21 protein-coding genes and 5 pseudogenes are annotated in these 26998 nt (G+C 66.1%); 12 read left to right on the forward strand and 14 right to left on the reverse strand.

Annotated elements, in window-relative coordinates; genetic code table 11:
• Positions 1-13: 13 nt before the first annotated feature.
• Positions 14-1741: a methyl-accepting chemotaxis protein gene (locus tag G4G28_RS21980; protein WP_183107832.1), complete on the forward strand. Its 1728-nt coding sequence runs from the start codon at positions 14-16 to the stop codon at positions 1739-1741.
• Here the strand turns inward: G4G28_RS21980 and G4G28_RS21985 are convergent.
• Positions 1722-2293, reverse strand: a pseudogene (locus G4G28_RS21985) (DNA-3-methyladenine glycosylase). The gene G4G28_RS21980 and the pseudogene G4G28_RS21985 sit on opposite strands and share 20 nt — an antisense overlap.
• Positions 2294-2498: 205 nt before the next feature.
• On the opposite strand from G4G28_RS21985, the gene G4G28_RS21990 reads away from it, so the two are divergent.
• The 5 genes from G4G28_RS21990 to G4G28_RS22005 all read left to right on the forward strand — a co-directional run bounded on the left by G4G28_RS21990 (position 2499) and on the right by G4G28_RS22005 (position 6245).
• The gene (locus G4G28_RS21990; RefSeq protein ID WP_308601304.1) at positions 2499-3158 is read left to right on the forward strand and encodes an HDOD domain-containing protein; all 660 of its coding nucleotides are present in this window, start codon (positions 2499-2501) and stop codon (positions 3156-3158) included.
• Positions 3155-3367, forward strand: coding sequence for a hypothetical protein (locus G4G28_RS28670; RefSeq protein WP_308601306.1), 213 nt, complete (start codon positions 3155-3157; stop codon positions 3365-3367). The genes G4G28_RS21990 and G4G28_RS28670 overlap by 4 nt, the downstream gene beginning before the upstream one ends.
• A 95-nt stretch (positions 3368-3462) precedes the next feature.
• On the forward strand, positions 3463-4641 hold the full coding sequence (locus G4G28_RS21995; RefSeq protein ID WP_229507774.1) for a tetratricopeptide repeat protein: 1179 nt from the start codon (positions 3463-3465) through the stop codon (positions 4639-4641).
• 99 nt (positions 4642-4740) lie between these two features.
• Positions 4741-5061, forward strand: coding sequence for a helix-turn-helix transcriptional regulator (locus G4G28_RS22000; RefSeq protein WP_182989937.1), 321 nt, complete (start codon positions 4741-4743; stop codon positions 5059-5061).
• 11 nt (positions 5062-5072) lie between these two features.
• A complete protein-coding gene (locus G4G28_RS22005; RefSeq protein ID WP_183107834.1) occupies positions 5073-6245 on the forward strand; it encodes an acyl-CoA desaturase in 1173 nt (390 codons plus the stop codon).
• Between the two features lie 108 nt (positions 6246-6353).
• Here G4G28_RS22005 and infA read toward each other — a convergent pair whose 3' ends face one another.
• The 7 genes and pseudogenes from infA to G4G28_RS22040 form a co-directional block, all read right to left on the reverse strand.
• Positions 6354-6623 (reverse strand): translation initiation factor IF-1, encoded by a 270-nt coding sequence (gene infA / locus G4G28_RS22010; protein ID WP_182989939.1) that lies wholly within the window; start codon positions 6621-6623, stop codon positions 6354-6356.
• Positions 6624-7142: 519 nt separating this feature from the next.
• Positions 7143-7694, reverse strand: coding sequence for a DNA-deoxyinosine glycosylase (locus tag G4G28_RS22015; RefSeq protein ID WP_182989940.1), 552 nt, complete (start codon positions 7692-7694; stop codon positions 7143-7145).
• A 118-nt stretch (positions 7695-7812) separates the two neighbouring features.
• A pseudogene (locus tag G4G28_RS22020) lies at positions 7813-9301 on the reverse strand (efflux transporter outer membrane subunit).
• Positions 9298-12480 carry an efflux RND transporter permease subunit gene (locus tag G4G28_RS22025; RefSeq protein ID WP_182989941.1) on the reverse strand — a complete coding sequence of 1061 codons (3183 nt, stop codon included), beginning with the start codon at positions 12478-12480 and terminating at the stop codon, positions 9298-9300. Before G4G28_RS22025 ends, G4G28_RS22020 begins: the two are co-directional and overlap by 4 nt.
• Before the next feature lie 3 nt (positions 12481-12483).
• Positions 12484-13674, reverse strand: coding sequence for an efflux RND transporter periplasmic adaptor subunit (locus G4G28_RS22030; protein WP_182989942.1), 1191 nt, complete (start codon positions 13672-13674; stop codon positions 12484-12486).
• A gap of 145 nt (positions 13675-13819) precedes the next feature.
• Positions 13820-14677, reverse strand: coding sequence for an alpha/beta hydrolase (locus tag G4G28_RS22035; protein WP_182989943.1), 858 nt, complete (start codon positions 14675-14677; stop codon positions 13820-13822).
• Positions 14674-14871 (reverse strand): hypothetical protein, encoded by a 198-nt coding sequence (locus tag G4G28_RS22040; protein ID WP_182989944.1) that lies wholly within the window; start codon positions 14869-14871, stop codon positions 14674-14676. The genes G4G28_RS22035 and G4G28_RS22040 overlap by 4 nt, the downstream gene beginning before the upstream one ends.
• A gap of 181 nt (positions 14872-15052) precedes the next feature.
• Here G4G28_RS22040 and G4G28_RS22045 point away from each other — a divergent pair, with 181 nt between their 5' ends.
• The 6 genes from G4G28_RS22045 (at position 15053) to G4G28_RS22070 (ending at position 19238) form a co-directional block, all read left to right on the forward strand.
• The gene (locus G4G28_RS22045; protein ID WP_182989945.1) at positions 15053-16003 is read left to right on the forward strand and encodes a LysR family transcriptional regulator; all 951 of its coding nucleotides are present in this window, start codon (positions 15053-15055) and stop codon (positions 16001-16003) included.
• 60 nt (positions 16004-16063) lie between these two features.
• Complete coding sequence (locus G4G28_RS22050; RefSeq protein WP_182989946.1) at positions 16064-16510, forward strand: DUF962 domain-containing protein; 447 nt, start codon at positions 16064-16066, stop codon at positions 16508-16510.
• 102 nt (positions 16511-16612) lie between these two features.
• Positions 16613-17020: a glycine zipper 2TM domain-containing protein gene (locus G4G28_RS22055; protein ID WP_182989947.1), complete on the forward strand. Its 408-nt coding sequence runs from the start codon at positions 16613-16615 to the stop codon at positions 17018-17020.
• 195 nt (positions 17021-17215) lie between these two features.
• A complete protein-coding gene (locus G4G28_RS22060) occupies positions 17216-18154 on the forward strand; it encodes a DMT family transporter (RefSeq protein WP_182989948.1) in 939 nt (312 codons plus the stop codon).
• A complete protein-coding gene (locus tag G4G28_RS22065) occupies positions 18151-18648 on the forward strand; it encodes a GNAT family N-acetyltransferase (RefSeq protein ID WP_182989949.1) in 498 nt (165 codons plus the stop codon). The genes G4G28_RS22060 and G4G28_RS22065 overlap by 4 nt, the downstream gene beginning before the upstream one ends.
• A gap of 410 nt (positions 18649-19058) precedes the next feature.
• Positions 19059-19238, forward strand: coding sequence for a hypothetical protein (locus G4G28_RS22070; RefSeq protein WP_182989950.1), 180 nt, complete (start codon positions 19059-19061; stop codon positions 19236-19238).
• A 259-nt stretch (positions 19239-19497) separates the two neighbouring features.
• Here G4G28_RS22070 and hutI read toward each other — a convergent pair.
• The 6 genes and pseudogenes from hutI to hutU all read right to left on the reverse strand — a co-directional run bounded on the left by hutI (position 19498) and on the right by hutU (position 26808).
• Positions 19498-20737: pseudogene (gene hutI / locus G4G28_RS22075) on the reverse strand (imidazolonepropionase).
• Positions 20730-21335, reverse strand: a complete 606-nt coding sequence (locus tag G4G28_RS22080; protein WP_182989951.1) for a HutD family protein — start codon at positions 21333-21335, stop codon at positions 20730-20732. The pseudogene hutI and the gene G4G28_RS22080 overlap by 8 nt, the downstream one beginning before the upstream one ends.
• Positions 21332-22700, reverse strand: a pseudogene (locus G4G28_RS22085) (formimidoylglutamate deiminase). The gene G4G28_RS22080 and the pseudogene G4G28_RS22085 overlap by 4 nt, the downstream one beginning before the upstream one ends.
• The gene (hutG, locus tag G4G28_RS22090; RefSeq protein WP_182989953.1) at positions 22697-23485 is read right to left on the reverse strand and encodes an N-formylglutamate deformylase; all 789 of its coding nucleotides are present in this window, start codon (positions 23483-23485) and stop codon (positions 22697-22699) included. The pseudogene G4G28_RS22085 and the gene hutG overlap by 4 nt, the downstream one beginning before the upstream one ends.
• A 24-nt stretch (positions 23486-23509) precedes the next feature.
• Positions 23510-25059 (reverse strand): annotated as a pseudogene (gene hutH / locus G4G28_RS22095) (histidine ammonia-lyase).
• Positions 25060-25095: 36 nt separating this feature from the next.
• Positions 25096-26808: a urocanate hydratase gene (hutU, locus tag G4G28_RS22100; protein ID WP_182989954.1), complete on the reverse strand. Its 1713-nt coding sequence runs from the start codon at positions 26806-26808 to the stop codon at positions 25096-25098.
• Between the last annotated feature and the right edge of the window lie 190 nt (positions 26809-26998).

Genomic DNA, 26998 nt, shown 5'->3' on the forward strand with positions numbered 1-26998 from the left:
CTGGAGGTGGAGCATGCTGAAAAAACTACGGATCGGGCCGAAGCTGCTGCTGGCGCCGGGATTGGTGCTGGTGCTGCTGACGCTGCTCTCCGGCGCTGCCTACTACGGCATGGTGCGCCAGCATGCCTCGCTCGAGAACATGGTGCAGGTGCGCGCGGCGCGCTTGCAGGACACCGCGGACGTCGCCGGCGAAGCGAAATATGCGCACGCGAACATCTATCAGCTGCTGGCCTGGATCAGCGGCAGCTTTGCCAAGAACCGCCTCGACGCCCTGATCGCCGACATTGGCAAGAAGCACGGCGCGATCGCCACCCGGCTGGGAGACCTGGCCAAGGTGGCCGACCCGGCCGAGCGCAAGCTGATCGATGCGTCCAGCGCATCGCTGGCGGCCTACCGCAAGGCGGTACTGGAAACCATCGAGATGGCCCAGGTCGACCAGTCGATTGCCACCAACTCGATGCAGAAGGCCGAGAAGGACTTCGGCGTACTGAACACCCAGCTGGCGCAACTGGCCGCGCTGGAAACGCGCCTGAGCGAGGAAGCCTATGCCGCCGCCGGCGCCGAGTTCCGCACCTTCGGGGTGTCGATGGCGATACTGGTGCTGCTGTCGATCACGCTGTCGCTGGCCGTGACGATGCTGGTGCGGCGTGCCATGCTGGGCGATATCCGCGCCATCTCCGACGTGGTCGCCGAACTGGCCGAAGGCCGCCTGGCCACTGCCACCGCCAGCACGGGCGGCGACGAGATCGCCGACACCTCGCGCGCCCTCGACCACACGATCGCGACCCTGAACACGACCCTGCACGCCATCCTGACGTCGGTTCGATCGATCGACACGGCCTCGCGCGAAATCGCCACCGGCAACCTCGACCTGTCGACCCGTACCGAAATGCAGGCCGGCTCGCTCGAGCAGACCGCCAGCGCGATGGAAACCCTGACGGTGGCGGTGAAGGACAACGCGAACAACGCGCGCCTGGCCACCGACCTGGCGGCCGAAGCGGCGCGCCTGGCCAGCCACGGCGGCCAGGCGGTCGACCGCGCAGTGACGACGATGGAATCGATCAAGTCCAGTTCGCGCAAGATCGTCGAGATCATCGGCGTCATCGACGGCATCTCCTTCCAGACGAATATCCCCGCCCTGAACGCGGCGGTGGAAGCGGCGCGCGCAGGCGAACAGGGACGGGGCTTTGCCGTGGTGGCTTCCGAGGTACGCACGCTGGCACAGCGCTCGGCGGCGGCGGCCAAGGAGATCAAGGCCCTGATCGCCGATTCGGTGGCCATCATCGACGGCGGCGCGGCCTCGGTCAACGAAGCGGGCAGCAGCATGGGCCACATCGTCGCCTCGGTGCAGCAGGTGAACGACATCATCGAACGCATCAGCGTGGCCAGCACCGAGCAGGCCGACGGCATCGCTGAAGTCAACCGCGCGGTGGGCCAGATGGACGACATGACCCAGCAGAATGCGGCGCTGGTGGAAGAAGCGGCGGCGGCGGCCGAAAGCCTGCACGAGCAGACCGTGAACCTGGCGCGCGCCGTCTCGGTCTTCAAGGTCGACGGGATCGAACCGCTGGCGCAAGCCGAGGCCGACACCGATGCGATCGACGGCGCCGCCGACTTTCACGATCCGCGCGAACGGCGCGCACCGGGCAGCCCGATGCGCACGCAGGCACCCCGTGCACTGGCGCACGCCGCAAACCCTGCGCCGCGCCAACGCAGCCGCGTCAGCGGAAAGGGCGGCTGACGAAAGGCGAGCCGGCCAGGTCGAAGCGCCGGGTACGTCCATCGCCTTCGAAATGCCGATGCGCGGCCCGCTCACCACCTCCAGGCCGGGCGCGGCCGGCTGCAGCAGGAAGGGTGGCTCGCGCAGCGACTTGCCGTTGAAGTCGCGCGTCACATTCAGGGCCTGGCACAACTTGCCAGGCCCTGAGCACAACTGGCGCGGGTCCTCCGCGTCGCGCCGGACGCGCATCTGGTCCAGTCCCGCCAGGGGCTCGATCGCCCGGATCAGCACCCCGGCGCCATGCCCCTCCTCGCGGCAGACGAAATTCAGGCACCAGTGGATGCCGTAGGAGCGGTACACATAGGCGTGCGCGGGCGGGCCGAACATGGCGAAGTTGCGCTCGGTCGGTCCCGAATAGGCATGCGAAGCCGGATCTTCGCGGTCATAGGCTTCGGTCTCGACGATGCGTCCGCCGACGCCATCGATCAGCACGACGACCCCGATCAGCTGGCGCGCCACGACCTCGGCAGGCGCAAGAAAGTCGATGCCGGCAAGGGTGGCCGCCGGGGACATGGCTGCATTCATGGTATCCATGCCATCGATTCTAGACAGCTCCGCAACAGCGCTCTGTCCGTTTTGCCACATAATTCGGGCTATTGCTGCATGGAAACGGCACTTGGTTTATAGTGATGCTCTCCGCTTTATTTCCTGAAAGCATCACCCCTCCATGAGCACAGTTGCAGCGAAAGCAATACCCGCTCGCGCCGCGATGGCTCGCGTGTCGGCCGCGAAATCTCCCGCAGCCGCACTTGCGCCCAGCGATCCTGTCGACGAGCTGATCAAGTCGATCCGCATTCCGCCGCGTCCGAGCCTGCTGGCCGACCTGCAGGCCGAGCTGGCATCAATCGATCCGTCGCCCGAGACCATCGGCCGCATCGTCGCGCGCGACGTCGGCATGTCCGGGGCGCTGCTGAAACTGGCCAATTCCTCGCTGTACGGCGGCCGCCGCGCGAAGTCGATCGAACAGGCCATCCTCTTCCTCGGCATCAACCAGGTGGCGGCCCTGATGACCGGCCTGCTGGCGCGCCAGGCGATTCCGGCCGAGAGCCCGGCCCTGGCCAGCTTCTGGGACGTGTCGACGCGGCGCTCGCATGCGATGGTGTTCCTGTCGCGCCGCCTGCGCATCGGCGCGCCCGACATCGCCCACACCTTCGGCCTGTTCTGCGACACCGGCGTGCCGCTCTTGATGGGACGTTTCCCGGATTACGCCACCACCTTCCAGGACGCCGGCGCCGACACCCTGCGCCCATTCACGGCGATCGAGGACGAACGCCACAGCACCAGCCACGCCGCCATCGGCGCCCTGGCTGGCGCGCAACTGGGGCCTGTCGAGCGAGGTGGTTCTGGGCCATCCTGCACCACCACGACTACGCCGTGATCGAGGACGAGCACACCGACGACCTGGTGCGCTCGCTGGTGGCGCTGTCGCTGCTGGCCGAGCGGGCGATCCGCCGCTACCGGGGCCATGCCGGTTCGCCCGAGTGGGACAAGGGCGGCGAACGCGCCCGCGCCTACCTCTCGCTGGACGAAGACGAAACGGCCGAGCTGCTCGACGAACTCGAAGAAGCCCTGCACGACGACCAGTAATTCGCGCACTGCGGCAGCACGCCGCTTTTGACAGCGCCGCGCGCGCAGCCGATACTGCCTGTATTGACAGTCGCGGAGGCGCCATGCGAACCCCGGTGCGAATCCTTTCCCTGATCCTGTGCGCCTGCCTGGCTGGCTGCGCCGGCACGATGACACGCCCTGCCGAGCCCTCGGCCCTGGCCGCGCTGCTCGACGACAGCGCCTTCCCGGCACCAGGCCGTCCTGCCGATGCCAGCGACCTGTTCACCCTGAGCCCGGCCATGAAAGCGCACCTGCGCAGCCATGCCTTCCAGGCGAAACTGCGCGAAAAAGGCGCGGCGCGCGGGCTGGTCAACGCCCTCTACACGAAAAGCGACCTGCAGCTCGACTACGATGCAACCGTCACCCAGACCGCGGCCCAGACCTATGCCGCGCGCTCGGGCAACTGCCTGTCGCTGGTGATCATGACGGCTGCCTTCGCACGCGAACTGGGCATGAAGGTGCGCTTCCAGAGCGTGGAGGCCGAGGACACCTGGAGCCGCACGACTTCCCTGTATCTGGTCAGCGAGCACGTGAACATCAGCCTGGCGCCGGCGCAGCCGCTGTTCAACACCTATGCGCCCGACAGCGAACTGACGATCGACTTCCTGGCCTCGCGCGACGCTTCCCGCCTGCGCACGCGCGAACTCGAGGAAGCCGACATCGTCGCGCTGTACATGAACAACCGCGCCGCCGAGGAAATGCTGCAGGGCCGCCATGCCCAGGCCTACTGGTGGGCCAGAGCCGCGCTGCTGGCGCGGCCGGGGCTGCTGCCGGCGTATAACACCCTGGCCGTGATCTACCAGCGCAGCAGCCGCCCGCTGCAGGCCGAACGCGTCTACCGCGCCGCCCTCGAACGCGATCCCGACAGCCTGGTCGTAATGCAGAACCTGGCGCCGCTGCTCGCGGCGAACGGCAAGCCGGCCGAAGCGCAGCAGCTGAACGAACGCATCGCGCGCCTTTATCCGGCGCCGCCCTTCCACTACTTCAACCAGGGCATGGACGCCTACCGCGCCGGCGACTTCGCCCGCGCCCGTGCGCTGTTTGCGCGCGAGGTGGCACGCGCGCCCTACAACGACGAATTCCATTTCTGGCTCGGACTGGCTCATATGCAGCTGGGCGAGATGGCGCCGGCGCGCAAGCAGCTGGCACTGGCGCGCGATACCAGCGTGCGTGCCGACTCGCGTACCCGCTACACGGCCAAGCTCGAGAAACTGCGCGGCCTCAGCGCCGCCAGCGGCCCAAGCGTGCACTGAGCCCATGCTGCGGCAAGACTGATTCCGGAAGTTGACAGCATCGCCAGTTGCGCGCACAATAAATTAACGAATTAGTTAATTACGCAACTCACACCCATCATGAGCATAGATAAAGTTTTCGATGCGCTGGCCTCGACCCCGCGCCGCAAGATCCTCGCCCTGCTGGGCAGCACCGAACTGACGACCAGCGAACTGGCCGAGCAGCTCGGCATCAGCACGCCCGCGGTCTCGCGCCATCTGTCGGTGCTGGAGAACGCTGAACTGGTGTCGAGCGAGCGGCGCGGGCAATACGTGTATTACCGCCTGAATGCCGACCACCTGGCCAACCATCTGTCCGGGTTTCTCTTCAACCTGTGCCCGACCGCCGCGCCGCTCAAGCGCAAGTCGGCCGACCTCGCAAAAAAACGCCAATCCAACTGAGAGGACACAGCATGCCGCAGCCAGGAAGCCGCCATCGCACGATCGCACCCCACGACGCTCACCAGGGCGACGTCATGACAGGCCGGGTAACCTGGTCGCCCCTGAAATCGATCTGGCTGGGATCGATGGCGACCGTCGCGCTTGTCGGCGGCACCCTCACCTTCAGCTGGAGCGCGCTGCTGCTGTTCGTCCTCGCTACAGGGACCGTCCTGCTGTTCGGCCATTCCCTCGGCAGCCACCGCAAACTGATCCACGACAGCTTCGATTGTCCGAAGTGGCTGGAATACCTGCTGGTCTACCTCGGCGTGCAGGTCGGGCTGTCCGGCCCACTTGGGCTGCTGCGCCAGCACGACCTGCGCGACTACGCCCAGCGCCAACCCGACTGCCATCCCTACCTGCGCCACGGCCGATCCCTGCTGGCCGACGGCTGGTGGCAGCTGTTCTGCGAGCTGCAGCTCGAACGCCCGCCCCGGATCGCCGTGCCGGGAGCGGTTGCGGGAGACCGCTTCTACCGCTTCCTCGAGCGCACCTGGATGCTGCAACAGCTGCCGCCGGCCCTGCTGCTGTATCTGGCGGGCGGCTGGGCCTTCGTGGTGTGGGGTGTCTGTGCGCGGATAACGGCGGGCGTCACCGGGCATTGGCTGATCGGCTACTTTGCGCACAATGCCGGCGGCATGCACCACGTGGTCGACGGCGCCGCGGTCCAGGGCCGCAATATCGGCTGGACTTCGCTGTTGACGATGGGAGAATCCTGGCACAACAACCACCACGCTTTCCCCGGTTCGGCGAAGCTGGGGCTGTTTGCGGGCGAATGGGATCCGGGCTGGTGGATGCTGCTCTGCCTGCGCAAGGCGGGCATCGTGACGCGGCTGACGCTGCCGAACGACCTGGGAACGCGGCCGGAGCTGCGTGCGCTCGATGGGAATGTGGGGGTTGAATCGATGCGGCAGGCGACGGGCTGGGCCGGGACCTGGTCCGCCGCCCGGGCGATCATTGCGTCGCAGCCTGCGCTGCGCCTGCAGGCGCCGGGGGCGCATATCGCACCGGGGCGTCTTGCACGCTGGTGCGGGCCGCGGGTAGCGTGCCGCCCTGGCGCTGCGGCCAGGCTGGAACTGCTTGTCGACACGACCGTCGTACGCGGCCTGCCGGCATTCTTGTTGGGACTTGCTGCGCGCGGCCGCTAGATGTCGGCAGCTGCACTGGTGTTGCTGGCGCCGGCGATCGCGCTGGAAAACCTGCGCGCATCGCTCGGGGCCGCGGAGCCGCTTTAAGGGCGTCCGCTCATCGCCGTATTAACGGCGACGCTGGAAGCCGCCGGTACGTGCCGGTGGCGCGCCACGCGTCTCGATATGACGGAACACGATACGGCCCTTGTTCAGGTCATACGGCGACAGTTCGAGCGTGACCTTGTCGCCGGCCAGGATGCGAATATGGTTCTTCTTCATCCGGCCCGAGGTGTAGGCGATCAGCTTGTGGCCGTTGTCGAGGTCGACGCGGAAACGCAGTTCCGGCAGCACTTCGGTGACTTGGCCATTCATTTCGATCAGTTCTTCTTTTGCCATGTTCTTCTTCCTTTGGTGTGATGCCGCGAGCCGGCAAATAGCAATGCCGCCATGACGAATGCTGTCGGTAGCCAGTGTTCGCGGGGACTGGACCGGAGTGAGAGTGAATGGGCCGCTGTGGAAGCGGACAGTGACGGCGGCGGCTTCGATCCGGGACTGCAGCCGGACGCCGACCTGCGCGGGGAGAAAAAAAAGCCCGCTTGCTGCGGGCTTCGTTTCAATGGTTGCCAATACTTTGTATCGCTGTTCCAGCCGATGCTATCTGCAAGGTGCGGAACTCAGGATGCCCATGCTATCTGCGTGGTGCGGCCAATCGTGTAAGTCGATCAAGGTATCTTGAATCAATCCCGCCTGGCTGGTCGCTTGCGACCTTACACATGTCGCGCTGCGGGCTCCTGCGGGATGTCGTCGAGGCCTTCAAGACCTCTTCGACTGAACACAGTGTAACACGGCTGGCGAAAGCGCGTACGGACGAGCGCAGATTTGCCTGTCACCAACAACACTCGGCATCGCGCACGTTCAATCCTCGCGCTGGCGGAACAGGTCGTCGAAGCCGAGCTGGCGCGGTGGGCTGCTCTCTTCCTGCGGCATCAGTTGGCGCCACATGCCGAGTTTCTCCTCGAAGCTCATCGCCATGTGCGCCGGAGAACTGGATGGCAGCACTACGGTCCTGTAACCCTGCGCGGCAAACTGCGGCGCGAACTTGCCCGAAGCCTGGCCGTTAAAGCCAACCGTTTCCAGCGCCGGGCACAGATGGCGCAGGCGCTCGAAATCGTTGGCGGCGGGATTGCGGATGGCGGAATCGAGACTGCCCTCGCGCTCGCAGGCGCCGAGCACGTCCCACAGGCCGATGCGGTGCGCCAGCAGGCGCGGCAGGCGCTCGGCATACGGCAGGCCGTACAAGTCTTCGTCGACGAGCGCGCCGACCAGCTTCCAGAACTGATTGCGCGGGTGGGCGTAATACTGGGCTTGCGCCAGCGAGGTGGCGCCGGGGAAGCTGCCGAGGATGAGGATGCGGGTGTCGGGCGCCAGGATCGGGGCCAGGCCAGTCAGCGTGGAGTCGTTCGTCATGCGGCCATTCTAGCGGGCGCGGAGAAAGCGCGGCTGCACGAAAAAAGCGCGGTCCGCCGGCGAGCGGGCCGCGCAAGGAGATTGATGAGAACAATACAGGTCGATTCTTAACGCCAGCTTATCTGCGTGCCTGCGCATCTTCCCGCGCCGGCGCATCCCAGCCGCCGCCCAGCGCGCGGATCAGCGCCACCGTAGTCACGGCGCGGTTGCCGCGCAACTGCACTGCGCTGCGCTCGGCGGCCGCCAGGTTGCGCTGGGCGTCGAGCAGGTCGAGGTAGCTGGAACGGCCGGCGTCGTAGAGCTTGCGCGCCAGCTCGGCCGAGCGGCGGGCCGACGCCACCGCCTCGTCCAGCTGCGCGCCCTGTTCGGCCAGGATGCGCAGGCCGGCCAGGTTGTCCTCGACTTCGGCAAAGGCGCCGAGCACGCGTTCGCGATACGACCCCACCGCTTCTTCCAGCCCCGCTTCGCTGCGCGCGACGTTCGCCGCATTGCGTCCGCCGTCAATCACGGGCAGCGACAGCAGCGCGCCCAGTACCCGGAGCGGCTGCTCCACTTGAATACTTCGGCCACCGTGCCGCCCACGCCGCCGCCGGACGCAGTGATGTCCAGCGCCGGGAACATGGCCGAGCGCGCGACGCCGACGCGGGCGTTCGCCGCCGCCATGCCGCGCTGGGCAGCCGCGATGTCGGGGCGGCGTTCGAGCAGGGTCGATGGCAGACCCGCGGGAACGACGGGCAACTGCAGGGCGTCCGGCAGCGGGCTGGCCGCGGCCGTGAAGTGCGCCGCTGGGCGGCCCAGCAGCGTTGCCAGCGCGTGTTCCGCCGTGCTGCGCTGGCGCTGCAGACCGATCGCTTCGGCGCGCGTCGTCGCCAGTTCGGTCCTGGCGCGCGTCAGGTCGAATTCGCCGATGTCGCCGAGGTCGAAGCGGCGCTGGTTCACTCCCACGCTTTCTGCGCGCAGGCGCACCGCCCGGTTCACGGTCTCGAGTTCGGCGTCCAGCGCCCGCAGCCGCAGCCAGGTTTGCGCCACGTCCGCCTGCAGCGACAGCAGCACCGAACGGTAGCTGGCTTCGACCGCGCCCGCATCCTGGCGCGCGGCCTCGACATTCGCCGCCACGCGGCCGAACAAATCGACCTCGTAGCTGGCGCTCAGGCTGGCCGTGTAGGTGTTCTGCGGCGGCACCGGCGTGCCCTGCGCCAGGCCAGCCTCGAGCGGCGACGGCCGTCCGCGCTGGGCAGCGACGCCGAGCCCCACCTGCGGCATGCGGTCGGCCTGGGCGATACCGGCGATCGCCCTCGCCTGCTTCACCCGCGCCGCCGCCACCGCCAGGCTGGCGTTGTTGCGGGTCGCTTCCCCATCAACTCGTTCAAGGCCGGGTCCTGGAAAGCGAGCCACCATTCGCCGCGCGCTTGCGCTTCGCTTGGCTGCGCCAGCTTCCAGCGGCTGCCGTCCGCCAGCGTCTGCACGCTGCCTGGCGCTTCCTTGAACGCGACCGGCACGTCCATCTGTGGCTGCTTGAAATCAGGCGCCGCGCAGGCCGACAGCACGGCGGCGACCAGCGGCGCCAGCAGGAACGGCGCCATGCCGCGTAAGCTCAATCTATTCATGGTGCGACTCCTTCAGGTGCGACGACCATTGGATGGCGTACGACCGGTTTTTCGAAACGCTTCGCGAACGTGCGCAGCAGGACATAGAACAGCGGCGTCAGGAAGAGGCCAAAGAAGGTCACGCCCAGCATCCCGGCAAACACGGCGACACCCATCGCATGGCGCATCTCGGCACCGGCGCCACTGGAGAACACCAGCGGCAGCACACCCATGATGAAAGCGATCGAGGTCATCAGGATCGGACGCAGGCGCAACCTGGCCGCTTCCAGTGCCGCGTCGACGACGCTGCGGCCATGGTGCTCCAGTTCGCGGGCAAATTCGACGATCAGGATCGCGTTCTTCGAGGCCAGTCCCACCAGTACGAACAGCGCGATCTGGGTGAACACGTTGTTGTCGCCGCCGGTGAGTTTCACACCCAGAAGCGCGCACAGGATCGACATCGGCACGATCAGGATCACGGCCAGCGGCAGGGTCCAGCTTTCGTACTGGGCGGCCAGCACCAGGAAGACCAGCAGCACGCACAGCGGGAAGACATAGACCATCGTGTTCCCCGACAGGATGTCCTGGTAAGTCAGGTCGGTCCATTCATGGGTGATCCCTTTCGGCAGCGTCTCCTTGGCGATCTGCTCCATGATGGCCTGCGCCTGGCCCGACGACACGCCCGCTGCCGGGCCGCCGTTCATGTCGGCCGACACATAGGCGTTATAGCGCTGCACGCGGTCCGGGCCATAGCTGTCCTTCACCTGCATCAGGGACGACAGCGGGATCATCTCGCCTTTGATGCTGCGCACCTTCAGCTGGGCGATCTGCTCCGGCTGCGAGCGGAAGGGGGCGTCCGCCTGCACGCGCACCTGGTAAGTCCTGCCGAACTGATTGAAGTCGTTCACGTACAGCGAACCGAGGTTCACCTGCAAGGTCTGGTAGATGGTCTGCAGCGGCACGCCGAGCTGCTTGGCTTTGACCCGGTCGACGTCCGCGAACAGCTGCGGCACGTTGATCTGGTAGCTGGAGAACACGCCCTGCAGGCGCGGGTCTGCCCAGGCTTTCATCTGCATCGCCTGCGCCGCCTTGTACAGCGCGTCGTAGCCGAGATTACCCCGGTCTTCCAGCATCATCTTGAAGCCGCCGGTGGTGCCCAGGCCATTCACGGGCGGTGGCGGCAGCACCATGACGAAGGCGTCTTCGACCGCGCCCATGCGCTTGTTGATCTCCGCGGCGATGGCCTCGGCCGAGTGCTCCTTGCCTTTGCGTTCGTGGAAGGGCTTCAGGGTGGTGAACACGATGCCGGCGTTCGGCGCATTCGTAAAACCGTTGATCGACAGGCCAGGGAAAGCCACCGACGATTCCACACCCGGGATTTCGGCGGCAATCGCCGACATCTTGCGGATCACGGCATCGGTGCGGTCGAGCGAGGCGGCGTCCGGCAGCTGGGCAAAGCCGATCAGATAGGCTTTATCTTGCTGCGGCACGAAGCCAGGCGGCACCACCTTGAACATGAAGGCGGCGCCCACGCCCAGCAGCGCATACACGGCCAGGGCCACGGTCTTGCGGCGCAGGACGGTTTTGACGCCGCCTTCGTAGCGGTGCGAGGCGCGTCCGAAGAAGCGGTTGAAACCGGCGAAGAAGCGGCCGAACAGGCGGTCGATGACACGGGTCAGCCGGTCTTTCGGTGCATCATGCGCCTGCAGCAGCGCGCTTGATAAGGCCGGGGCGAGCGTGAGCGAAGCGAAGGCCGAGATCACGGTGGAGATCGCAATCGTCAGCGCGAACTGGCGGTAGAACTGGCCGGTCAGGCCCGATACGAAAGCGATCGGCACGAACACGGCGCACAGCACCAGGGCAATCGCGATGATCGGACCGCTGACTTCCTTCATGGCCTGGATGGTCGCGTCGTGCGGGGTCAAGCCATTCGTGATGTTGCGCTCGACGTTCTCGACCACGACGATGGCGTCGTCGACCACGATACCGATCGCCAGCACCAGCCCGAACAGCGACAGCGTATTGATCGAGAAGCCGAACATCAGCATCACGGCGAAGGTGCCCACCACCGACACCGGCACGGCCAGCAGCGGAATGAGCGAGGCGCGCCAGCTTTGCAGGAACACGATCACGACGAGGGCGACCAGGATGATGGCCTCGAACAGGGTGTGGATGACGGAGTCGATCGACTCGCGCACGAATTGGGTCGGGTCGTACACAATGCTGTATTCGACACCTTCCGGAAACTCCCTGGACAATTCCTCCATGGTGGCACGCACGTCCGTCGAGAGCTGCAGCGCGTTCGCGTTCGGCGCCTCGAAGATGGGAATGGCGACGGCCGATTTGTTGTTCAGGAGCGAGCGCAGCGAATAGGAATTCGATCCCATCTCGAGGCGCGCTACGTCCTTGAGAAAAGTAGTGGCGCCATCCTCGCCCGTTTTCACGATGATGTTGCCGAACTCCTCGACACTGGATAATCGCCCTTGCGTGTTGACGGTCAGCTGGAACTCGGCGCCCTTGCTCGGCCCCTGGCCGACGACGCCGGCCGCCACCTGCACGTTCTGCTCGCGAATCGCATCGACGACGTCGCCTGCCGTCAGGCCGCGCGCCGCCACCTTCTGCGGATCGAGCCAGACGCGCATCGCATAGTCGCCCGAGCCGAACAGCTGCACTTCGCCCATGCCGTGGATGCGCGCCAGGCGGTCCTTGACGTTCAGGGTCGCGTAGTTGCGCAGGTAGAGGTCGTCGTAGCGGCCGTCCGGGGAATTCAGGTGCACCACCATCGTCAGGTTGGGCGAGCTTTTCACGGTGGTGACGCCGATCTGGCGCACTTCCTCGGGCAGGCGCGGCAGCGCGCGCTGGACGCGGTTCTGCACCTGCGTCTCGGCCTGCTCGATATCGGTGCCGATGGCGAAGGTCAGCGTCAGCATCAGGGCGCCGTCGGAGGTGTTTTGCGAGGACATGTAGAGCATGTTCTCGACGCCGTTGATCTGTTCCTCCAACGGCGCGGCCACGGTTTCGGCAATCACCTTCGGATTGGCGCCCGGGTACTGGGCGCGCACCACCACCGAAGGCGGCACCACGTCCGGATATTCCGACACCGGCAGCTGGAAGATCGCGATCAGGCCGCCGACGAAGATCAGCACCGACAGCACAGCCGCGAAGATGGGTTTATCGACAAAGAAGCGGGAGAAGTTCATGGCTTACTCCTTGGCGTTGGTGGCGGCCAGGGCCAGCGACTGGGCAGGCGCGCCATCCATCGCGACCATGGTCGGTGCCAGCGGCGCACCGGGACGCACGCGCTGCAGGCCGTTGACGACGATCTTCTCGCCCGCCTTCAAACCCGAACGCACCACGCGCAGGCCGTCGATGTTCGGCCCCAGCGTGACGGGACGGTACTCGGCCTTGTTATCCGCGCCGACGACGACCACGTACTTGCGGCTCTGGTCGGTGCCGACGGCGCGGTCGCTGATCAGGACCGCCTTGCGGCTATCGGCTGCGCCCAGCTGGATACGCGCGAACAGGCCCGGCGCGAGCGTGCGTTCGGCGTTGTCGAACACGGCGCGCATGCGTACGCTGCCGGAACGGGCGTCGAGCTGGTTGTCGACGAATTCGAGTTTTCCTTCGTGCGGGAAGCCCTCTTCGTTGGCCAGGCCCACGCGCACCGCCACCGGCGCGCCCTGCTGGGCACGGGCACCGACGCGCAAGTACGTGTCTTCGTCGCCATCGAAGCTGGCATAGATGCGGTTCAGGGACACGACCGAGGTCAGCACGGCCGTCGGGTCGACCAGGTTGCCGAGGGTGATCTCGGCTTTCGAGACGCGGCCGTCGATGGGCGAGACGACGCGGGTGTCGGCCAGGTTCAGGCGCGCCGATTCGACCTGGGCCTGGGCGGCGTTCGCATTCGCTTCCAGTTCGTTAACGGCCGCCTGGGCTTCATCGAACTCGCGCCTGGCGATGGCCTTGTCGGCGAGCAGGCTCTCGGCTCTCGCCAGTTCGCGCCGCGCCAGTTCCAGCTTGGCGCGTGCCGAGGCGGCAGCTGCCGTGGCGCGGGCGGCTTCGGCCTGGTAGGGGCGCGGATCGACCACGAACAACACGTCGCCCTTTTTCACTTCGCTGCCCGGCTTGAAGTTGACAGTCGTGATGAAGCCGGACACGCGCGAGCGGATCTCGACGCGCTCCACCGCTTCCAGCCGGCCCGAGAATTCCTGGGTTTCAGCGACCGGCTTTTCCAGCACCAGCGCGGCCGATACCGGAGGTGCCGCGGGTGCTGTTGGTGCGGCTTTGCTGTTGGCGTCGCCACAGCCCGACAGCGCGGTGGCGAACAGGCCGGCGGCCAATAACGCCGCTGCCAGGGGCCGCACGGCGGCGGCGAATGATGGATGATTTCTCATGTTGACTCCTTTTTCTTGCGAGAATGTTAATCAGTAGGCGACACCGGTCCCTTCCACGACGAATCGCGGAAAAACAGGGGTTCGCCGCGCCTGCTCAGGCGCGTGTCCGGTCAATCAGGGATGGGAAAAACGGAAAGGTGCTGACTTAGCCGGGCGGGGCCTCCTGCCCGCCGAGGCTTGCGATGAAGCGTGCGATTTCCACCTGCGCATGGGCTTCGCAGGCGCATTCGTTGCGGTCTTCGGCCTGCACGGGTGCCGGCAGCAGGCGCAGCACGGTGGCCGCGACGCCGAAGCTGGCCAGCTTGGCGCCGTAGGCTTCGGCTTCGTCGCGCAGGGGGTCGTCCTCGGCCGACAGGATCAGGGCCGGCGGCAGGTTTTTCAGGCGGCTCGACTGCAGGGGCGAGGCATACGGGTGCGTGCGGTCGGCGGCGTTGGGCAGGTAGTCGCGGTAGGCGGCGGCGCAGCCGTCGGCCAGCTTTTCCTTGTCCGGGCACTGCGTCATGGCGCGCATCGAGCAGCTCGACAGACCGGGGTCGAGCATCGGCATGAGCAGGATCTGGCCGTCGAGTTTCGGGGCGCCGCGGTCGCGCGACATCAGGGCGCACACGGCCGCCAGGTTGGCGCCCGCCTCGATGCCGGCGACGATCATGCGCTTGCCGTTCCAGCCAAGTTTTGTCTTGTTCTTCTTTGCCCACAGCAGCACCGCATGGGCATCTTCGACCGCCGACGGGAAAGGGCGCGCGGTCGCCAGCGTGTAGTTCGATGCCAGCACCAGCTGCGCCGTGCTGGCGCTGACCATGCGGCGCAGGAAGCTGTCGGATTCATCGAGCTCGTCCCGGACGAAAGCGCCGCCGGGGAAGAACACGACCAGGGTGTCGCGCTTGGAAGGCGCGCCGGCGGCATACAGGCGGGCGCGCAGGACGCCTTGCTCGCCGCTCACTTCGAGGTCGCGCACGCGCACCGGGTCGGGCTGCAGGGACTGGCTGTCGAGTGGCGCGTTCATCCGTTGGCCTCGCGATTCAGTGCCATGTTCAGCCCGGGGTTAAGCGTCACCGGTGCCGGCGCCACCGTGCCCGCCACGATCGCCGCCAGCGCATGCACGCCACGCGCCTCGGCACCCGCTGCCTGGACATAGGCCTTGCTGCCGACCACAAAGGCCATCGCCAGCGTACCCAGCGCCAGCGAGATCGTTGTCACGACGGTTTCCCGGTTGTTCATGTTGCTACCCCTGCTACGGATGGATGGAATTTCATGTGTCAGTACGAGCACTATAGACATGGTCTACAATCTGATAAAGATGCCAATTTCGAATTGATTGTTCGGATATTCTGAACAATAGGCATAAAGTTAGGGCTTTTCTGCGCGAGTGGGGAGAGAAATGAACAAGTTGCAGGCGATGGAAGTCTTCGTTCAGGTGGTCGATACCGGCAGTTTTACGCGCACGGCCGAGATGCTGAACCTGCCGAAGGCGAGCGTGTCGACCATGGTGCAGGCCCTGGAAGCTTCGCTCTCGGCCAAGCTCCTGCACCGCACCACCCGCCAGGTGACGGTGACGACCGACGGCGCCGCCTACTATGAACGCTGCGTGCGCATCCTGTCGGACGTGCGCGATGCCGAGGAATCGCTGTCGCGCATGCGCGTCAACCCGAGCGGACGGCTGCGCGTGGACACGCCCACCGGCCTGTCGAGCGAGATCCTGGTACCGGCCCTGCCCGATTTCTTCGAGCGCTATCCCGACATCACGCTGGAACTGGGCAGTACCGACCGTCCGGTGGACCTGATCGAGGAAGGCGTCGACTGCGCGGTGCGCGGCGGACCGCTGTTCGACACCAGCCTGATCGCGCGCCGCGTCGGCGTCATCAATTTTGTTACGGCGGCATCGCCCTCCTACCTGGCGCGCCATGGCCTGCCCCAGCACCCCGGTGACCTGGTGCGCCACCGCTGCGTCAATTATTTCTCCGCCAAGACCGGCAAGGTCTACGACTGGGATTTCAACCGCGACGGCGAACGTATCGAGATCCCGATGCCGGGCGTGATCGCCCTGAACGACTCGAACGCCTATGTGCAGGCAGGACTGGCCGGCCTGGGCATCATCCAGATGACCGATTACCTGCTGGTGCGCCACGTACAGGAAGGCCGGATGGTGCAGGTATTGCCGGACTGGGCGAGCGACCCGCTGCCGGTGCACATCGTCTACCCGCAGAACCGACACCTGTCGGCCAAGGTGCGCGTGTTCGTCGAATGGATTTCCGAGCTGTTCGCGAACCATCCGCATATGCGCCTGGGCCCGCGTCCGGCCTTTGCGACCCAGGTGGCCGAGCATGCCTGAGCGCGGCGGCGCGGGTGTAGAATTCCCGGCACAAGACCAATTGTTTTTGCCGGAGACACCATGGACCAGACTGCCCAAGCACGTAACATCCACATGCTGCTGGATCAATACAGCGACAGCCACCGCAATCCGACCAACGAGCGCTTCCACATGGTCTGCGTGCCGCTGATCGTGTTTTCGCTGCTCGGCATCCTGTGGGCGATCCATCCGGTGGTGGCGCTGGCGGCCGTGCTGGGTGCGATGTGGTATTACTTCCAGCTGTCGAAGCCCTTCGCCTGGGGCATGCTCGCGATGTCGGCCGTGATGCTGGCGGTGCTGGCGCTGATGCCGCCGATGACGGTGCTGCCGCTGTCGATCGCCATCTTCGTGGTTGCCTGGATCGGCCAGTTCATCGGCCACAAGATCGAGGGCAAGAAGCCGTCCTTCCTCGACGACCTGCGCTTCCTGCTGATCGGGCCGCTGTTCGTGCTGGGCTTCCTGTACCGGCGCCTGCATTGGGCCTACTGAGCTGGCGTACTGAAGCCGCCTGTTGCTCGCACGCGTCGCGCGTGCTGCGCTGCCTGTTTTGCGGGAGTAAGCTGGAAGGACGCATGCTGCCGGAGAATCGCCATGAAAGCTCCTTTCGCCTTTGCCCCGCTTTTCCTTGCTGCCCTGCTTGCCGGCTGCGCCACGCCGCCACAGTCGGGTAGCGTCTACCACGCTTCCCAGACCCAGAACGAACAGGTCGTGCGCATGGGCACGGTCGAATCGGTCAGGAACGTTACCATCGCCAATCCGGAATCCGGGGTCGGTACCATGGGCGGCGCCGCGCTTGGTGGCCTGGCCGGCTCCCAAATTGGCCATGGCGACGGTTCGGCGGCCATGGGCATCGTTGGCGCCATCGCAGGCGGCCTGATCGGCAACCGGGTGGAAGCGAACGCCAACAACCGCCCCGGCTTCGAGATCACGGTCAAGCTCGACAGCGGCGAACTGCGCGCCGTCACGCAGGTGGCGGACGAACTGTTCCGGCCGGGCTAGCGGGTGCGGCTGCTGAGCAACGGCTACAACACGCGCGTAACGCACTGAAGGCGTAGAACCACACGCGGCGGCTGGCCCCCTGCCATGCCCGGCCGCTGCGTCGGCGCGCTTCTTGCCGCCTCTGGCGCCCTGCCTCCTGAATTACCGCGCAATTTATGGACAACGGGCAATCCGGAAAGCACGTATACTTCCGCGATGCCTTCTTCCGTCCTCTTCGTCATCGCCTCGCTGATCTGGGGCTCCACTTTCTTTGCCATCACCCTGCAGCTGGGCGAAGTCCCGCCGGCCGTCTCGGTGGTGTATCGCTTCGCGCTGGCGTCCTTCGTGCTGTTCGCCATCTGCATCGGCCGCGGCCATAAAATCCAGCTGCCCTGGCGCACCCAGAAATGGCTGATGGTGCAGGGCATGGCGACCTTCGGTCTCTCGTATATCTGCACCTACCAGGCCGAGGAAGTGGTCGTGTCCGGCCTGGTGGCGGTGCTGTTTGCGCTGATGGTATTCTGGACGCCCCTGCTTGGATGCCTGTTCCATGGCACCCCTCTGGCCGCGCGCACCTGGAGCGCCGGCGCAGCCGCCACTTGTGGCGTCGCCCTGCTGTTCTACCATTCCATCGCCACCGCCTGGCACGACCTGCAGGTCGGTGGCAGCGGCCACTTCCTGCTCGGCGTGGTACTGGCGCTGGTGGCGACGATCGCCAGTTCGGCCGGCAGCGTTGTCGTCGGCAAGGTGCGCGCCCAGTCGAGCAACGTGATGCTGACCACGGCCTGGTCGATGCTGTGGGGTACGCTGCTGGTGGCCGCCTATGTCGTCGTGACCGGCCAGCGTTTCGTGCCGCCGCCGACGCTGACCTATACGCTCGGCCTTTTGTACCTGGCCATCTTCGGTTCGGTGATCGCCTTCCTGGCCTATTTCACGCTGATCAACCGCATCGGGCCACAGAAGGCCGTGTACATCGGCGTCATCACGCCGGTCCTGTCGGTGCTGCTGTCGATCAAACTGGAAGGCTACCGTCCCGGCCCCGTCGAATTCCTCGGCATGATCCTGTGCCTGGCCAGCGTGGCCTGGGCCCTGCGCGCACCCGCACCCAAACCTGTGCAAGAAGACCTTTTGACCAACGTAAGCGAAACCCCATGACCGCTGTCACCCATTTCTCCATCCGCCCTGCCGAACCGGCCGACGTCAGCCACATCCATTCGATGATCGTCGAGCTGGCCGTGTTCGAAAAACTCGAGCACATGGTCGTTGCCACCGAAGAGCTGCTGCACGAGGGACTGTTCGGCACCCGTCCCGCCTGCGAAGCGATCGTCGGCGAGGAGAACGGCGAAGTCGTCGCCTTCGCCCTGTTCTTCCATAATTTCTCGACCTTCCTGACCAAGAAGGGCCTGTACCTGGAAGACCTTTACGTGCGTCAATCGCACCGCGGCAAGGGATACGGCACCGAACTGCTGTCGCGCCTGGCCCAGTTGGCCGTCGAGCGCGGCTGCGGCCGCTTCGAATGGTCGGTGCTGGACTGGAACGAGCCGGCCATCGGCTTCTACCGCAACATGGGTGCCGAGATCTTGCCGGAATGGCGCATCTGCCGCGTGACGGGCGAAGCGCTCGACCAGCTGGCGCGCCGCGCGGACTGAACATGCAGTATTAAGAGCGTCGAACAAAAGGCTCAGGGCAAGGCGCCTCGTCGAAGACAGTACGCTAGTACGGCGAGACGAGGCAACGCAGCCATGAGGCTTTTGTTCGGCGCTCTCACAAAGAAAAACCCACGGGACCGTAAGGCGCCGTGGGCGAACCCATTGTTTAGAATGGGGAGGGGAGACTGGAAATCAACGACTTCACTATAGCCCGGTGAAATCGCGAAAAGTGGTTGCTCTTACAATTGCTTACCTCTCTTACCGATTCTCTGATACCTATAATTACCGAGCTGGAGACGGGCGAATTGAGGCTTCTCAAGGCTTCGCCAGGGCTGTCGCACGATTGAGTGATCACAAATGCAAGGAATGGGTGGCGCCGAGAATAGGCTCTTCGCACAAGGGGAGACACCATGGCACTCATCCTGCAACCGATTACCAGGCGGATCTACAAGGCATGGCTGCGTTCGCGCTTGGATAACTACACGCGCAGCCTGCACGCCATCGCGGCCCAGCGCGAGAACGATTTCCAGGCCGAGCGCCTGCTGCACCGGGCAGTGTCGAATACGCGGTCGAAGTTGCAGTCGTTGTGAAAGTTCAGCCGGCTGGCGCCTCTGTATGCATCAGCGCCGTTCCGGAAATGCGGTCCAGTAATCGCTAATCGCTTCTTGCAGGGCCGAACCGATGTCGTCGCAATCCTTGCGAAAGAAGTAATCAGGCGAAGCAACGCGCGTTATCACGATCGTCTGGCGCAGCTGCGTACGTCCCCCGTCCCATTTGATGAGCAGTACGCCACCATCGTCCCGGATGCGCTCTATGTCGGCAAGATATTGTCAAACACACCGGCCTGTTTCAAAACCCCGCCGGCAAACCGATATCCCGCTCGCGCATCACGCCGCCATTCACCACCGCCTGGCAGGGATTGAAGCCGATCGCGTAGGCCAGCTCGGCCGGACGGGCAATGTCCCATAAAGCGAAATCGGCGCGCTTGCCCACTTCCAGGGTGCCGACCTCCGCCTGCAGCCCGAGCGCGCGCGCCGCGTGCACAGTGGTACCAAGCAGCGCCTCGCGCGGCGTCAGGCGCCACAGGGTACAAGCCAGGTTCATCGCCAGCAGGAGCGAAGTCATCGGCGAGGTACCCGGGTTGCAGTCGGTCGACACGGCCAGCGGTACGCCCGCCTCGCGCAGCGCGCCGATCGGCGGCACTTTGCTCTCGCGGAGAAAATAATAGGCGCCGGGCAGCAGCACGGCGACCGTGCCGGCGGCCGCCATGGCCTGGACGCCGGCCGCCGTCAGGTGTTCCGTGGTCGGCCGAGAGCCCGCGGTAGCGCGCCACCAATTCGGCCCCGCGCTGTTCTGACAGTTGTTCGGCATGCAGTTTCACGGGCAGCCCGAGGCGTTTCGCCGCGGCGAACACACGCTCGGTCTGGTCATAACTGAAGCCGATGCGCTCGCAGAAGGCGTCGACCGCGTCGACCAGGCCCTCCTTGACCAGCAGCGGCAGCATGCGCTCGGCGACCTCGGCGATGTAGTCATCGGCACGCTCGGCAAACTCCGGCGGCAACGCGTGTGCGCCGAGGAAGGTGGTACGCACGCGCACCGGCAGCAGTTCGCCGATGCGGCGGGCGGCGCGCAGCATGTTCGCTTCACCCAGCATGTTCAGGCCGTAGCCGGACTTGATTTCGAGCGTGGTGACGCCCTCGGCCAGCAATTGCGAGACACGCGGCGCGCTCTGGCGCAGCAGGTCTTCCACGGTGGCGGCACGGGTGGCACGCACGGTCGACATGATGCCGCCGCCCTTTGCGGCGATGTCCTCGTAGCTGGCGCCTTCGAGGCGCGCTTCCCACTCGCTGCGGTTGCCCGCGTGGACGATATGGGTGTGGCAGTCGATCAGGCCGGGTGTCAGCCAGGCGCCGTCGCAGTCGTGGATGACGGCGGCGCGCGGGGCATCGCGGCGTGCGCCCAGCCAGGCGATGCGCCCGTGGTGCACGGCAATGGCGCCGTCCTTGATCTCGCCGTAGCCCTCGACCATCGTGGCCAGGTTCACGTTCGCAAACAGGGCGTCGAAACGCGGGCCATGGCGCTCACTCATAGTCTTCTTCCTCGTCCTCGTTGTAGTAGAAAATGTCGACAATGAAAATGGTCGCCTGGCTCGTTTCCAGCGACCAGACGGTGCCCGGGTCGAACATCACGGCGTCGTAGCGCACCATGTTGATGCGTTCGGTGTCGCTGGCGATCTCCAGGGTCTCGCCCTCGGCCAGGAACAGGACGGTCAGGTCGGCGCGCGCGACGAAGCGCGATGTGCCGGCCAGGCGGCGCCGTCCGAACTGATGGTAGCAGCGGTCGCTGCGCGTCATGACGTTGAAGTCGGTGGTGGGGCCGCGATTGAGCTTGGCCACGACATCGGAGTCGCCATCGAAGGCCAGCACCGGGCCGCTCTCGCACAGGATGACGCGCTCGCTGCCGTCGATGTCGAGCGTCATGCCGTTGCCGTCCACCAGCGCCAGCGTGCGGTCCACGCCCGGAAAGCGCGAGAACGGGCCATCCTCGGCGATGGTGGCGAGGCTGACGCGCCAGTCGAAGTCGTCGAAGCCGGCCTCGGGCGGACCGATGGCAATGGTGGTGGTGCTGCCGCCGCCATTCTTCCACGGCACCGCCGACAGCCCGGCAAACGGAATCAGGATGTTCATGCTCTCACCTCGCGCAGCTGGTTGATGGCTTCCCGGTAGCGGCGTGCAATGGCCTCCTGCGCCATGTGGCGCCCGCCCTGCACCACCCAGCGCCCGCCGGCCAGCACGTCGCGCACCAGGTTGTCGTTGCCACAGAAGACCAGGCGGCCGAGCACGTCGGTCTCGAGCGCACCCTCCAGGTTCGGATGCGTGCTGTCGAGCACGAGCAGATCGGCACGCCGGCCCGGCGCCAGGGCGCCCACTGGCCGCCCGGATGCCTGGGCACCGCCGGATAGCGCATCCTGCCACAGGTTTTCGCCCACGTGGCGCCGCGCCGGGCTGGCGACGATATTCCGGCGCGCTGCCCCACCAGGCGCTGGCCATATTCGAGCCAGCGCAATTCCTCGACCGGGCTCTGCGACACGTGGCTGTCGCTGCCGATGCCCCAGCGCCCGCCGGCGGCCAGGTAGTCGGACAGGGGGAACAGGCCGTCGCCCAGGTTCGCCTCGGTGGTCGGACAGAGTCCGGCAACGGCGCCGCTGGCGGCCAGCTGCGCCACTTCCGCTTCGTTCAAATGCGTCGCATGCACCAGGCACCAGCGCGCATCGACCGCGATCGCGTCGAACAGGTATTCCACCGGGCGCCGGCTTGAGAATTCCAGGCTCTGGCGCACTTCGCCCTGCTGTTCCGCGATATGGATGTGCAGCGGGCGTCCGGCGGGCAGGCTGGCGGCCAGTTCGCGGATCTGCTCGATGCCGGCCGCGCGCAAGGAATGCGGCGCCGCGCCCACTTCGAGCTGGCCGCCCCGCAGCGGCGCCAACGCCTCGACGATACCGAGCACGGAGTCGACATCGCTGCGGAAGCGCCCCTGCTCCGGTTTCAGGGGCTGGGCGCCGAAGCCGCTGTGACTGTAGAGCACCGGCAACATCGTCAGCCCGATGCCGGACTGCTGGCCGGCCGCCACCACGCGTTCGGCCATTTCGGCGGGACGGGCATAGGCCTTGCCCGCCGGGTCGCGGTGGATATAGTGGAATTCGCACAGCGCCGTGTAGCCATGGCGCAGGCATTCGGAGAACAGCTGGGTCGCGATCGCTTCCAGCTGCTCGGGCGTGATGCTGGCGCCGAAGCGGTACATCAAATCGCGCCAGGTCCAGAAACTGTCCGGGCCATCGCCCGCCTGTTCGGTCAGCCCGCCCAGGGCGCGCTGGAAAGCGTGCGAATGCAGGTTGACCATGCCCGGCACGACGTAGTCGGCGCGCGCCACGCCGATCGGTGGACGCGCATGGGCTTCGACCTTGGTGAGGTTGCCGCGCCCGTCCCATTCGATCAGCACGTCGCCGTGCCAGCCTTCCGGCAGGGCGCATGGCGCGCGAACAGGGCGTTCATGCGCGCACCCAGGCCAGCGCGGCGCCCATCATGTCGGCCAGCAGCGGCTGCACCTCGGCGGCGATCTCGGGGCGGTAGGCAAACGGCGGCGCCTCGTCCATGTACAGGCACTGGCACATCTCGAGCTGGATCGCATGCACGCCTTCCTGCGGCTGGCCGTAGAAACGGGTGATGTGGCCGCCCTTGAAACGGCCGTTCACCGCCATGCTGAAGCGGTCCTGGGCGCGCGCCACGCCAACGACCGCCCGTTCCAGGCCAGGGTCGCAGGACTTGCCTTCGGCGGTGCCGAAGTTCAGGTCGGGCAGGCGGCCTTCGAAGAAGCGCGGTACCTGGGAGGCGATGGAGTGCGCGTCCCACAGCACCACGCGCCCATGCAGCGCCAGCAGGCGCGCCAGTTCCGCGCGCAGTTGATTGTGATACGGGCGCCAGTAGCGTTCGAGCCGGCGTTTGACTTCCGCCTCGTCCGGCAGGCGCCCTTCCTGGTACAGGCTGTCGCGCCCAAAGGTGTCCACTGGACACAGGCCCGTGGTGTCCATGCCCGGATACAGGTTCGTATTCTCGGGCGGGCGGTTCAGGTCGATGACATAGCGCGACCAGCGCGCCGCCAGCGTCGAGATGCCGAGGCGCTCGGCCGATTCGTAGAGCTCGGCCAGGTGCCAGTCGGTATCGGCCTTTGCCAGCGCGCAGGGCGCCATCGTTGCGGCGATGTCGTCGGGAATATCGGTGCCCACATGGGGCATCGACAACAGCATCGGGGCGCTACCCGCCTTGAACCGGAAATCCATCGCGACTCCTGTGCCTGGGTTGAATTAAGGGTGTAAAACCGTGAACAGTTCCTTGCACGAGGCCGACAACTCGCCTTTGATCACCATCTGGCGTGCCGCTTCGATATCCGGAGCGAAGAAGCGGTCGGCGTCGAACGGCGGCACGCGCGTACGCAACTGGGCGTGCACGTGCTCGAGGTGCCCGGAACTGCGCAAGGGGCGGTGGAACTCGATGCCCTGGCCGGCCGCCAGCAGTTCGATCCCGACAATGACGGCCGTATTGTGCGCCATCTGGTCGAGCCGGCGCGCGGCGAAGGTGGCCATGCTGACGTGGTCTTCCTGGTTGGCCGAGGTCGGCAAGCTGTCGACGCTGGCCGGATGCGCCAGCGACTTGTTTTCCGATGCCAGCGCCGCCGCCGTCACGTGGGCGATCATGAAGCCGGAGTTCAGGCCCGGTTCGCGCACCAGGAAGGCCGGCAGGCCGGACAGGTTCGCATCGATCAAGAGAGCGATGCGGCGTTCGGACAGCGCGCCGATTTCGGCAATCGCCAGCGCCAGCGTGTCGGCGGCGAAGGCGACCGGCTCGGCGTGGAAGTTACCGCCCGAGACGATCGCGCCATCGTCGGGGAAGAGCAATGGATTGTCGGTGACGGCATTCGCCTCGATCAGCAGGGTGCGGCTGGCGTTCGCCACCAGGTCCATCACGGCGCCCATCACCTGCGGCTGGCAGCGCAGGCTGTAGGGGTCCTGCACGCGCTCGTCGCCGACCAGGTGCGAAGCGCGGATCGCGCTGCCCGCCACCAGTTCGCGGTAGATGGCGGCAGCGGCGATCTGGCCCGGCTGGCCGCGCACGGCGTGGATGCGCGCGTCGAAGGGCGCATCGCTGCCGCGTGCAGCGTCGACCGACAAGGCGCCGGTGACCATTGCCGCTTCCACCAGGCGTTCGGCCATGAACAGGCCGTGCAGGGCCAGCGCGGTCGATACCGGGTGCCGTTGATCAGGGCCAGGCCCTCTTTCGCCGCCAGCGACACGGGTTGGATGCCAGCGGCGTCCAGCGCCGCGGCGGCATCCATGATACGGCCGTCGACGCGGACCGGGCCCACGCCCAGCATGGCCAGCGTCATGTGCGCCAGCGGCGCCAGGTCGCCCGAGGCGCCGACCGATCCCTGGCAAGGAATGGCAGGCATGATGCCGGCGTTGTACATCGCGATCAGGGTATCGATGATCAAGGGACGCACGCCCGAGTAGCCGCGCGCCAGGCTGCCGATTTTCGTCAGCAGGATCAGGCGCACCACCGGGTCGGCGATCAGCTCGCCGGTGCCGACCGCGTGCGACAGGATCAGGTTGCGCTGCAGCTGCTCCAATTGATCGTTCGGGATATGGGCCTTGGCCAGGATGCCGAAGCCGGTGTTGATACCGTAGGCCGGGTCACCCTTGGCGACGATGGTTTTCACCAGTTCGTTCGAGGCCGCGATCGGGGCGGCGGCTTCCGGCGCCAGCGCGATCGGGAAGTGGCCGGCCCAGGCCGCGCGCAGGTCGGCCAGCGTCAGGGCGCCGGGTTGCAGGGTCCAGCTGTGCTGCGATGCGTTCTTCATTGGTGCAATGCCTTTGTACTGTGTACTTTTATACGATTACTTGATCATCGGGAGATTCAGGCCGGTGCGCTTGGCACAGGCGATGGCGGATTCGTAGCCGGCGTCGGCATGGCGCATCACACCCGAGCCGCTGTCGTTCACCAGCACGCGCGCCAGGCGCTGCGCCGCCGCTTCCGTGCCGTCGGCAACGATGACGACGCCGGAGTGCTGCGAGTAGCCCATGCCGACGCCGCCGCCATGGTGCAGCGAGACCCAGGTGGCGCCGCCGGCGGTATTGAGCAGTGCGTTGAGCAGCGGCCAGTCCGACACCGCGTCGGTACCGTCACGCATGCTCTCGGTTTCGCGGTTCGGGCTGGCGACCGAGCCGGTATCGAGGTGGTCGCGCCCGATGACGACCGGCGCCTTCAGTTCGCCCGTGCGCACCATCTCGTTGAAGGCCAGGCCGGCCAGGTGGCGTTCGCCCAGCCCCAGCCAGCAGATGCGTGCCGGCAGGCCCTGGAAGGCGATGCGCTCGCGCGCCATGTCGAGCCAGCGGTGCACCTGTTTGTGCTGCGGGAACAGCTCCTTGATCTTGGCATCGGTTTTATAGATGTCTTCCGGGTCGCCCGACAGCGCCACCCAGCGGAAGGGCCCGCGCCCTTCGCAAAACTGCGGGCGGATGTACGCTGGCACGAAGCCGGGGAAGTCGAAGGCGTTCTGCACGCCCTCGTCGAACGCGACCTGGCGGATGTTGTTGCCGTAGTCGACCGCGTGGCTGCCCAGCGCCTTGAAGTCGAGGATGGCCTGCACGTGGACCGCGCAGGATTTGGCGGCCGCCGCTTTCAGGCGCGCGTGCTGCGACGGGTCGGCTTGCGCGGCCTTCCACTCCTGCACGCTCCAGCCGCTCGGCAGGTAGCCGTGGATCAGGTCGTGCGCCGAGGTCTGGTCGGTGACGAGGTCCGGCACCAGGCCGCCGGCACGGGCGCGGCGCACCAGTTCCGGCAGCAGGTCGGCGGCATTGCCGAGCAGGCCGATGGAGACGGCTTCGCGCTTGCCCGTATGTTCCTTGATGAGGGCCAGGGCCTCGTCGATATCCTTCGCCTGCTTGTCGAGATAGCGGGTGCGCAGGCGGAAATCGATACTGCTCTGCTGGCACTCGATATTGAGCGACACGGCGCCGGCGAAGGTGGCTGCCAGCGGCTGCGCGCCGCCCATGCCGCCCAGGCCGGCGGTGAGGATCCAGCGTCCGGCCATGTCGCCGCCGAAATGCTGGCGACCGGCTTCGGCAAAGGTTTCGTAGGTGCCCTGCACGATGCCCTGGGTGCCGATATAGATCCAGCTGCCGGCCGTCATCTGGCCGTACATGAACAGGCCTTTGCGGTCGAGCTCGTTGAAATGCTCCCAGTTCGCCCATTTCGGCACCAGGTTCGAGTTCGCCAGCAGCACGCGCGGGGCGTCTTCGTGGGTCTGGAACACGCCGACGGGTTTGCCGGACTGGATCAGGAGGGTCTGGTCGTTTTCCAGTTCGCGCAGCGAAGCGAGGATCTGGTCATAGCACTCCCAGTTGCGCGCGGCGCGGCCGATGCCGCCATAGACCACCAGGCGCTGCGGATCCTCGGCCACCTCGGCATCGAGGTTGTTCTGCAACATGCGGTAAGCGGCTTCGGTCAGCCAGCTCTTGCAGGACAACTCGGTGCCGCGCGGGGCACGGATGGTGCGCGAAGGGTCGAAGCGCGGGTCGACGTCGACGCGGGGCGATTCTTGGGTCATGGCAGCTCCTGGATTTGGGATTCCGTAGAGTCTAGGTTGTCTATACAACAGCGTCAATCCATATTGTCGCCACGCTTTCGTAGGGTGGGCTCTCGAGCCCACGCTGTCGTACTGTCGCGAGACGATAAAGCGGTGCATAACAAATAGGCGTGCGCACCAGGTTTTGCATGCATTTCGACTGGCATATGCC

The organism is Massilia sp. Dwa41.01b (assembly GCF_014171775.1).
Classification (GTDB): domain Bacteria; phylum Pseudomonadota; class Gammaproteobacteria; order Burkholderiales; family Burkholderiaceae_D; genus Telluria.

Bases quoted from the DNA above. Each gene is read 5' to 3' on its own strand.
- G4G28_RS21980 (WP_183107832.1), top strand. From the start codon at position 14: ATGCTGAAAAAACTACGGATCGGGCCGAAGCTGCTGCTGGCGCCGGGA.
- G4G28_RS22000 (WP_182989937.1), top strand. From the start codon at position 4,741: ATGAGCATAGATAAAGTTTTCGATGCGCTGGCCTCGACCCCGCGCCGC.
- G4G28_RS22005 (WP_183107834.1), top strand. From the start codon at position 5,073: ATGCCGCAGCCAGGAAGCCGCCATCGCACGATCGCACCCCACGACGCT.
- infA (WP_182989939.1), bottom strand. From the start codon at position 6,623: ATGGCAAAAGAAGAACTGATCGAAATGAATGGCCAAGTCACCGAAGTG.
- G4G28_RS22015 (WP_182989940.1), bottom strand. From the start codon at position 7,694: ATGACGAACGACTCCACGCTGACTGGCCTGGCCCCGATCCTGGCGCCC.
- G4G28_RS22025 (WP_182989941.1), bottom strand. From the start codon at position 12,480: ATGAACTTCTCCCGCTTCTTTGTCGATAAACCCATCTTCGCGGCTGTG.
- G4G28_RS22030 (WP_182989942.1), bottom strand. From the start codon at position 13,674: ATGAGAAATCATCCATCATTCGCCGCCGCCGTGCGGCCCCTGGCAGCG.
- G4G28_RS22035 (WP_182989943.1), bottom strand. From the start codon at position 14,677: ATGAACGCGCCACTCGACAGCCAGTCCCTGCAGCCCGACCCGGTGCGC.
- G4G28_RS22045 (WP_182989945.1), top strand. From the start codon at position 15,053: ATGAACAAGTTGCAGGCGATGGAAGTCTTCGTTCAGGTGGTCGATACC.
- G4G28_RS22050 (WP_182989946.1), top strand. From the start codon at position 16,064: ATGGACCAGACTGCCCAAGCACGTAACATCCACATGCTGCTGGATCAA.
- G4G28_RS22055 (WP_182989947.1), top strand. From the start codon at position 16,613: ATGAAAGCTCCTTTCGCCTTTGCCCCGCTTTTCCTTGCTGCCCTGCTT.
- G4G28_RS22060 (WP_182989948.1), top strand. From the start codon at position 17,216: ATGCCTTCTTCCGTCCTCTTCGTCATCGCCTCGCTGATCTGGGGCTCC.
- G4G28_RS22065 (WP_182989949.1), top strand. From the start codon at position 18,151: ATGACCGCTGTCACCCATTTCTCCATCCGCCCTGCCGAACCGGCCGAC.
- G4G28_RS22070 (WP_182989950.1), top strand. From the start codon at position 19,059: ATGGCACTCATCCTGCAACCGATTACCAGGCGGATCTACAAGGCATGG.
- G4G28_RS22080 (WP_182989951.1), bottom strand. From the start codon at position 21,335: ATGAACATCCTGATTCCGTTTGCCGGGCTGTCGGCGGTGCCGTGGAAG.
- hutG (WP_182989953.1), bottom strand. From the start codon at position 23,485: ATGGATTTCCGGTTCAAGGCGGGTAGCGCCCCGATGCTGTTGTCGATG.
- hutU (WP_182989954.1), bottom strand. From the start codon at position 26,808: ATGACCCAAGAATCGCCCCGCGTCGACGTCGACCCGCGCTTCGACCCT.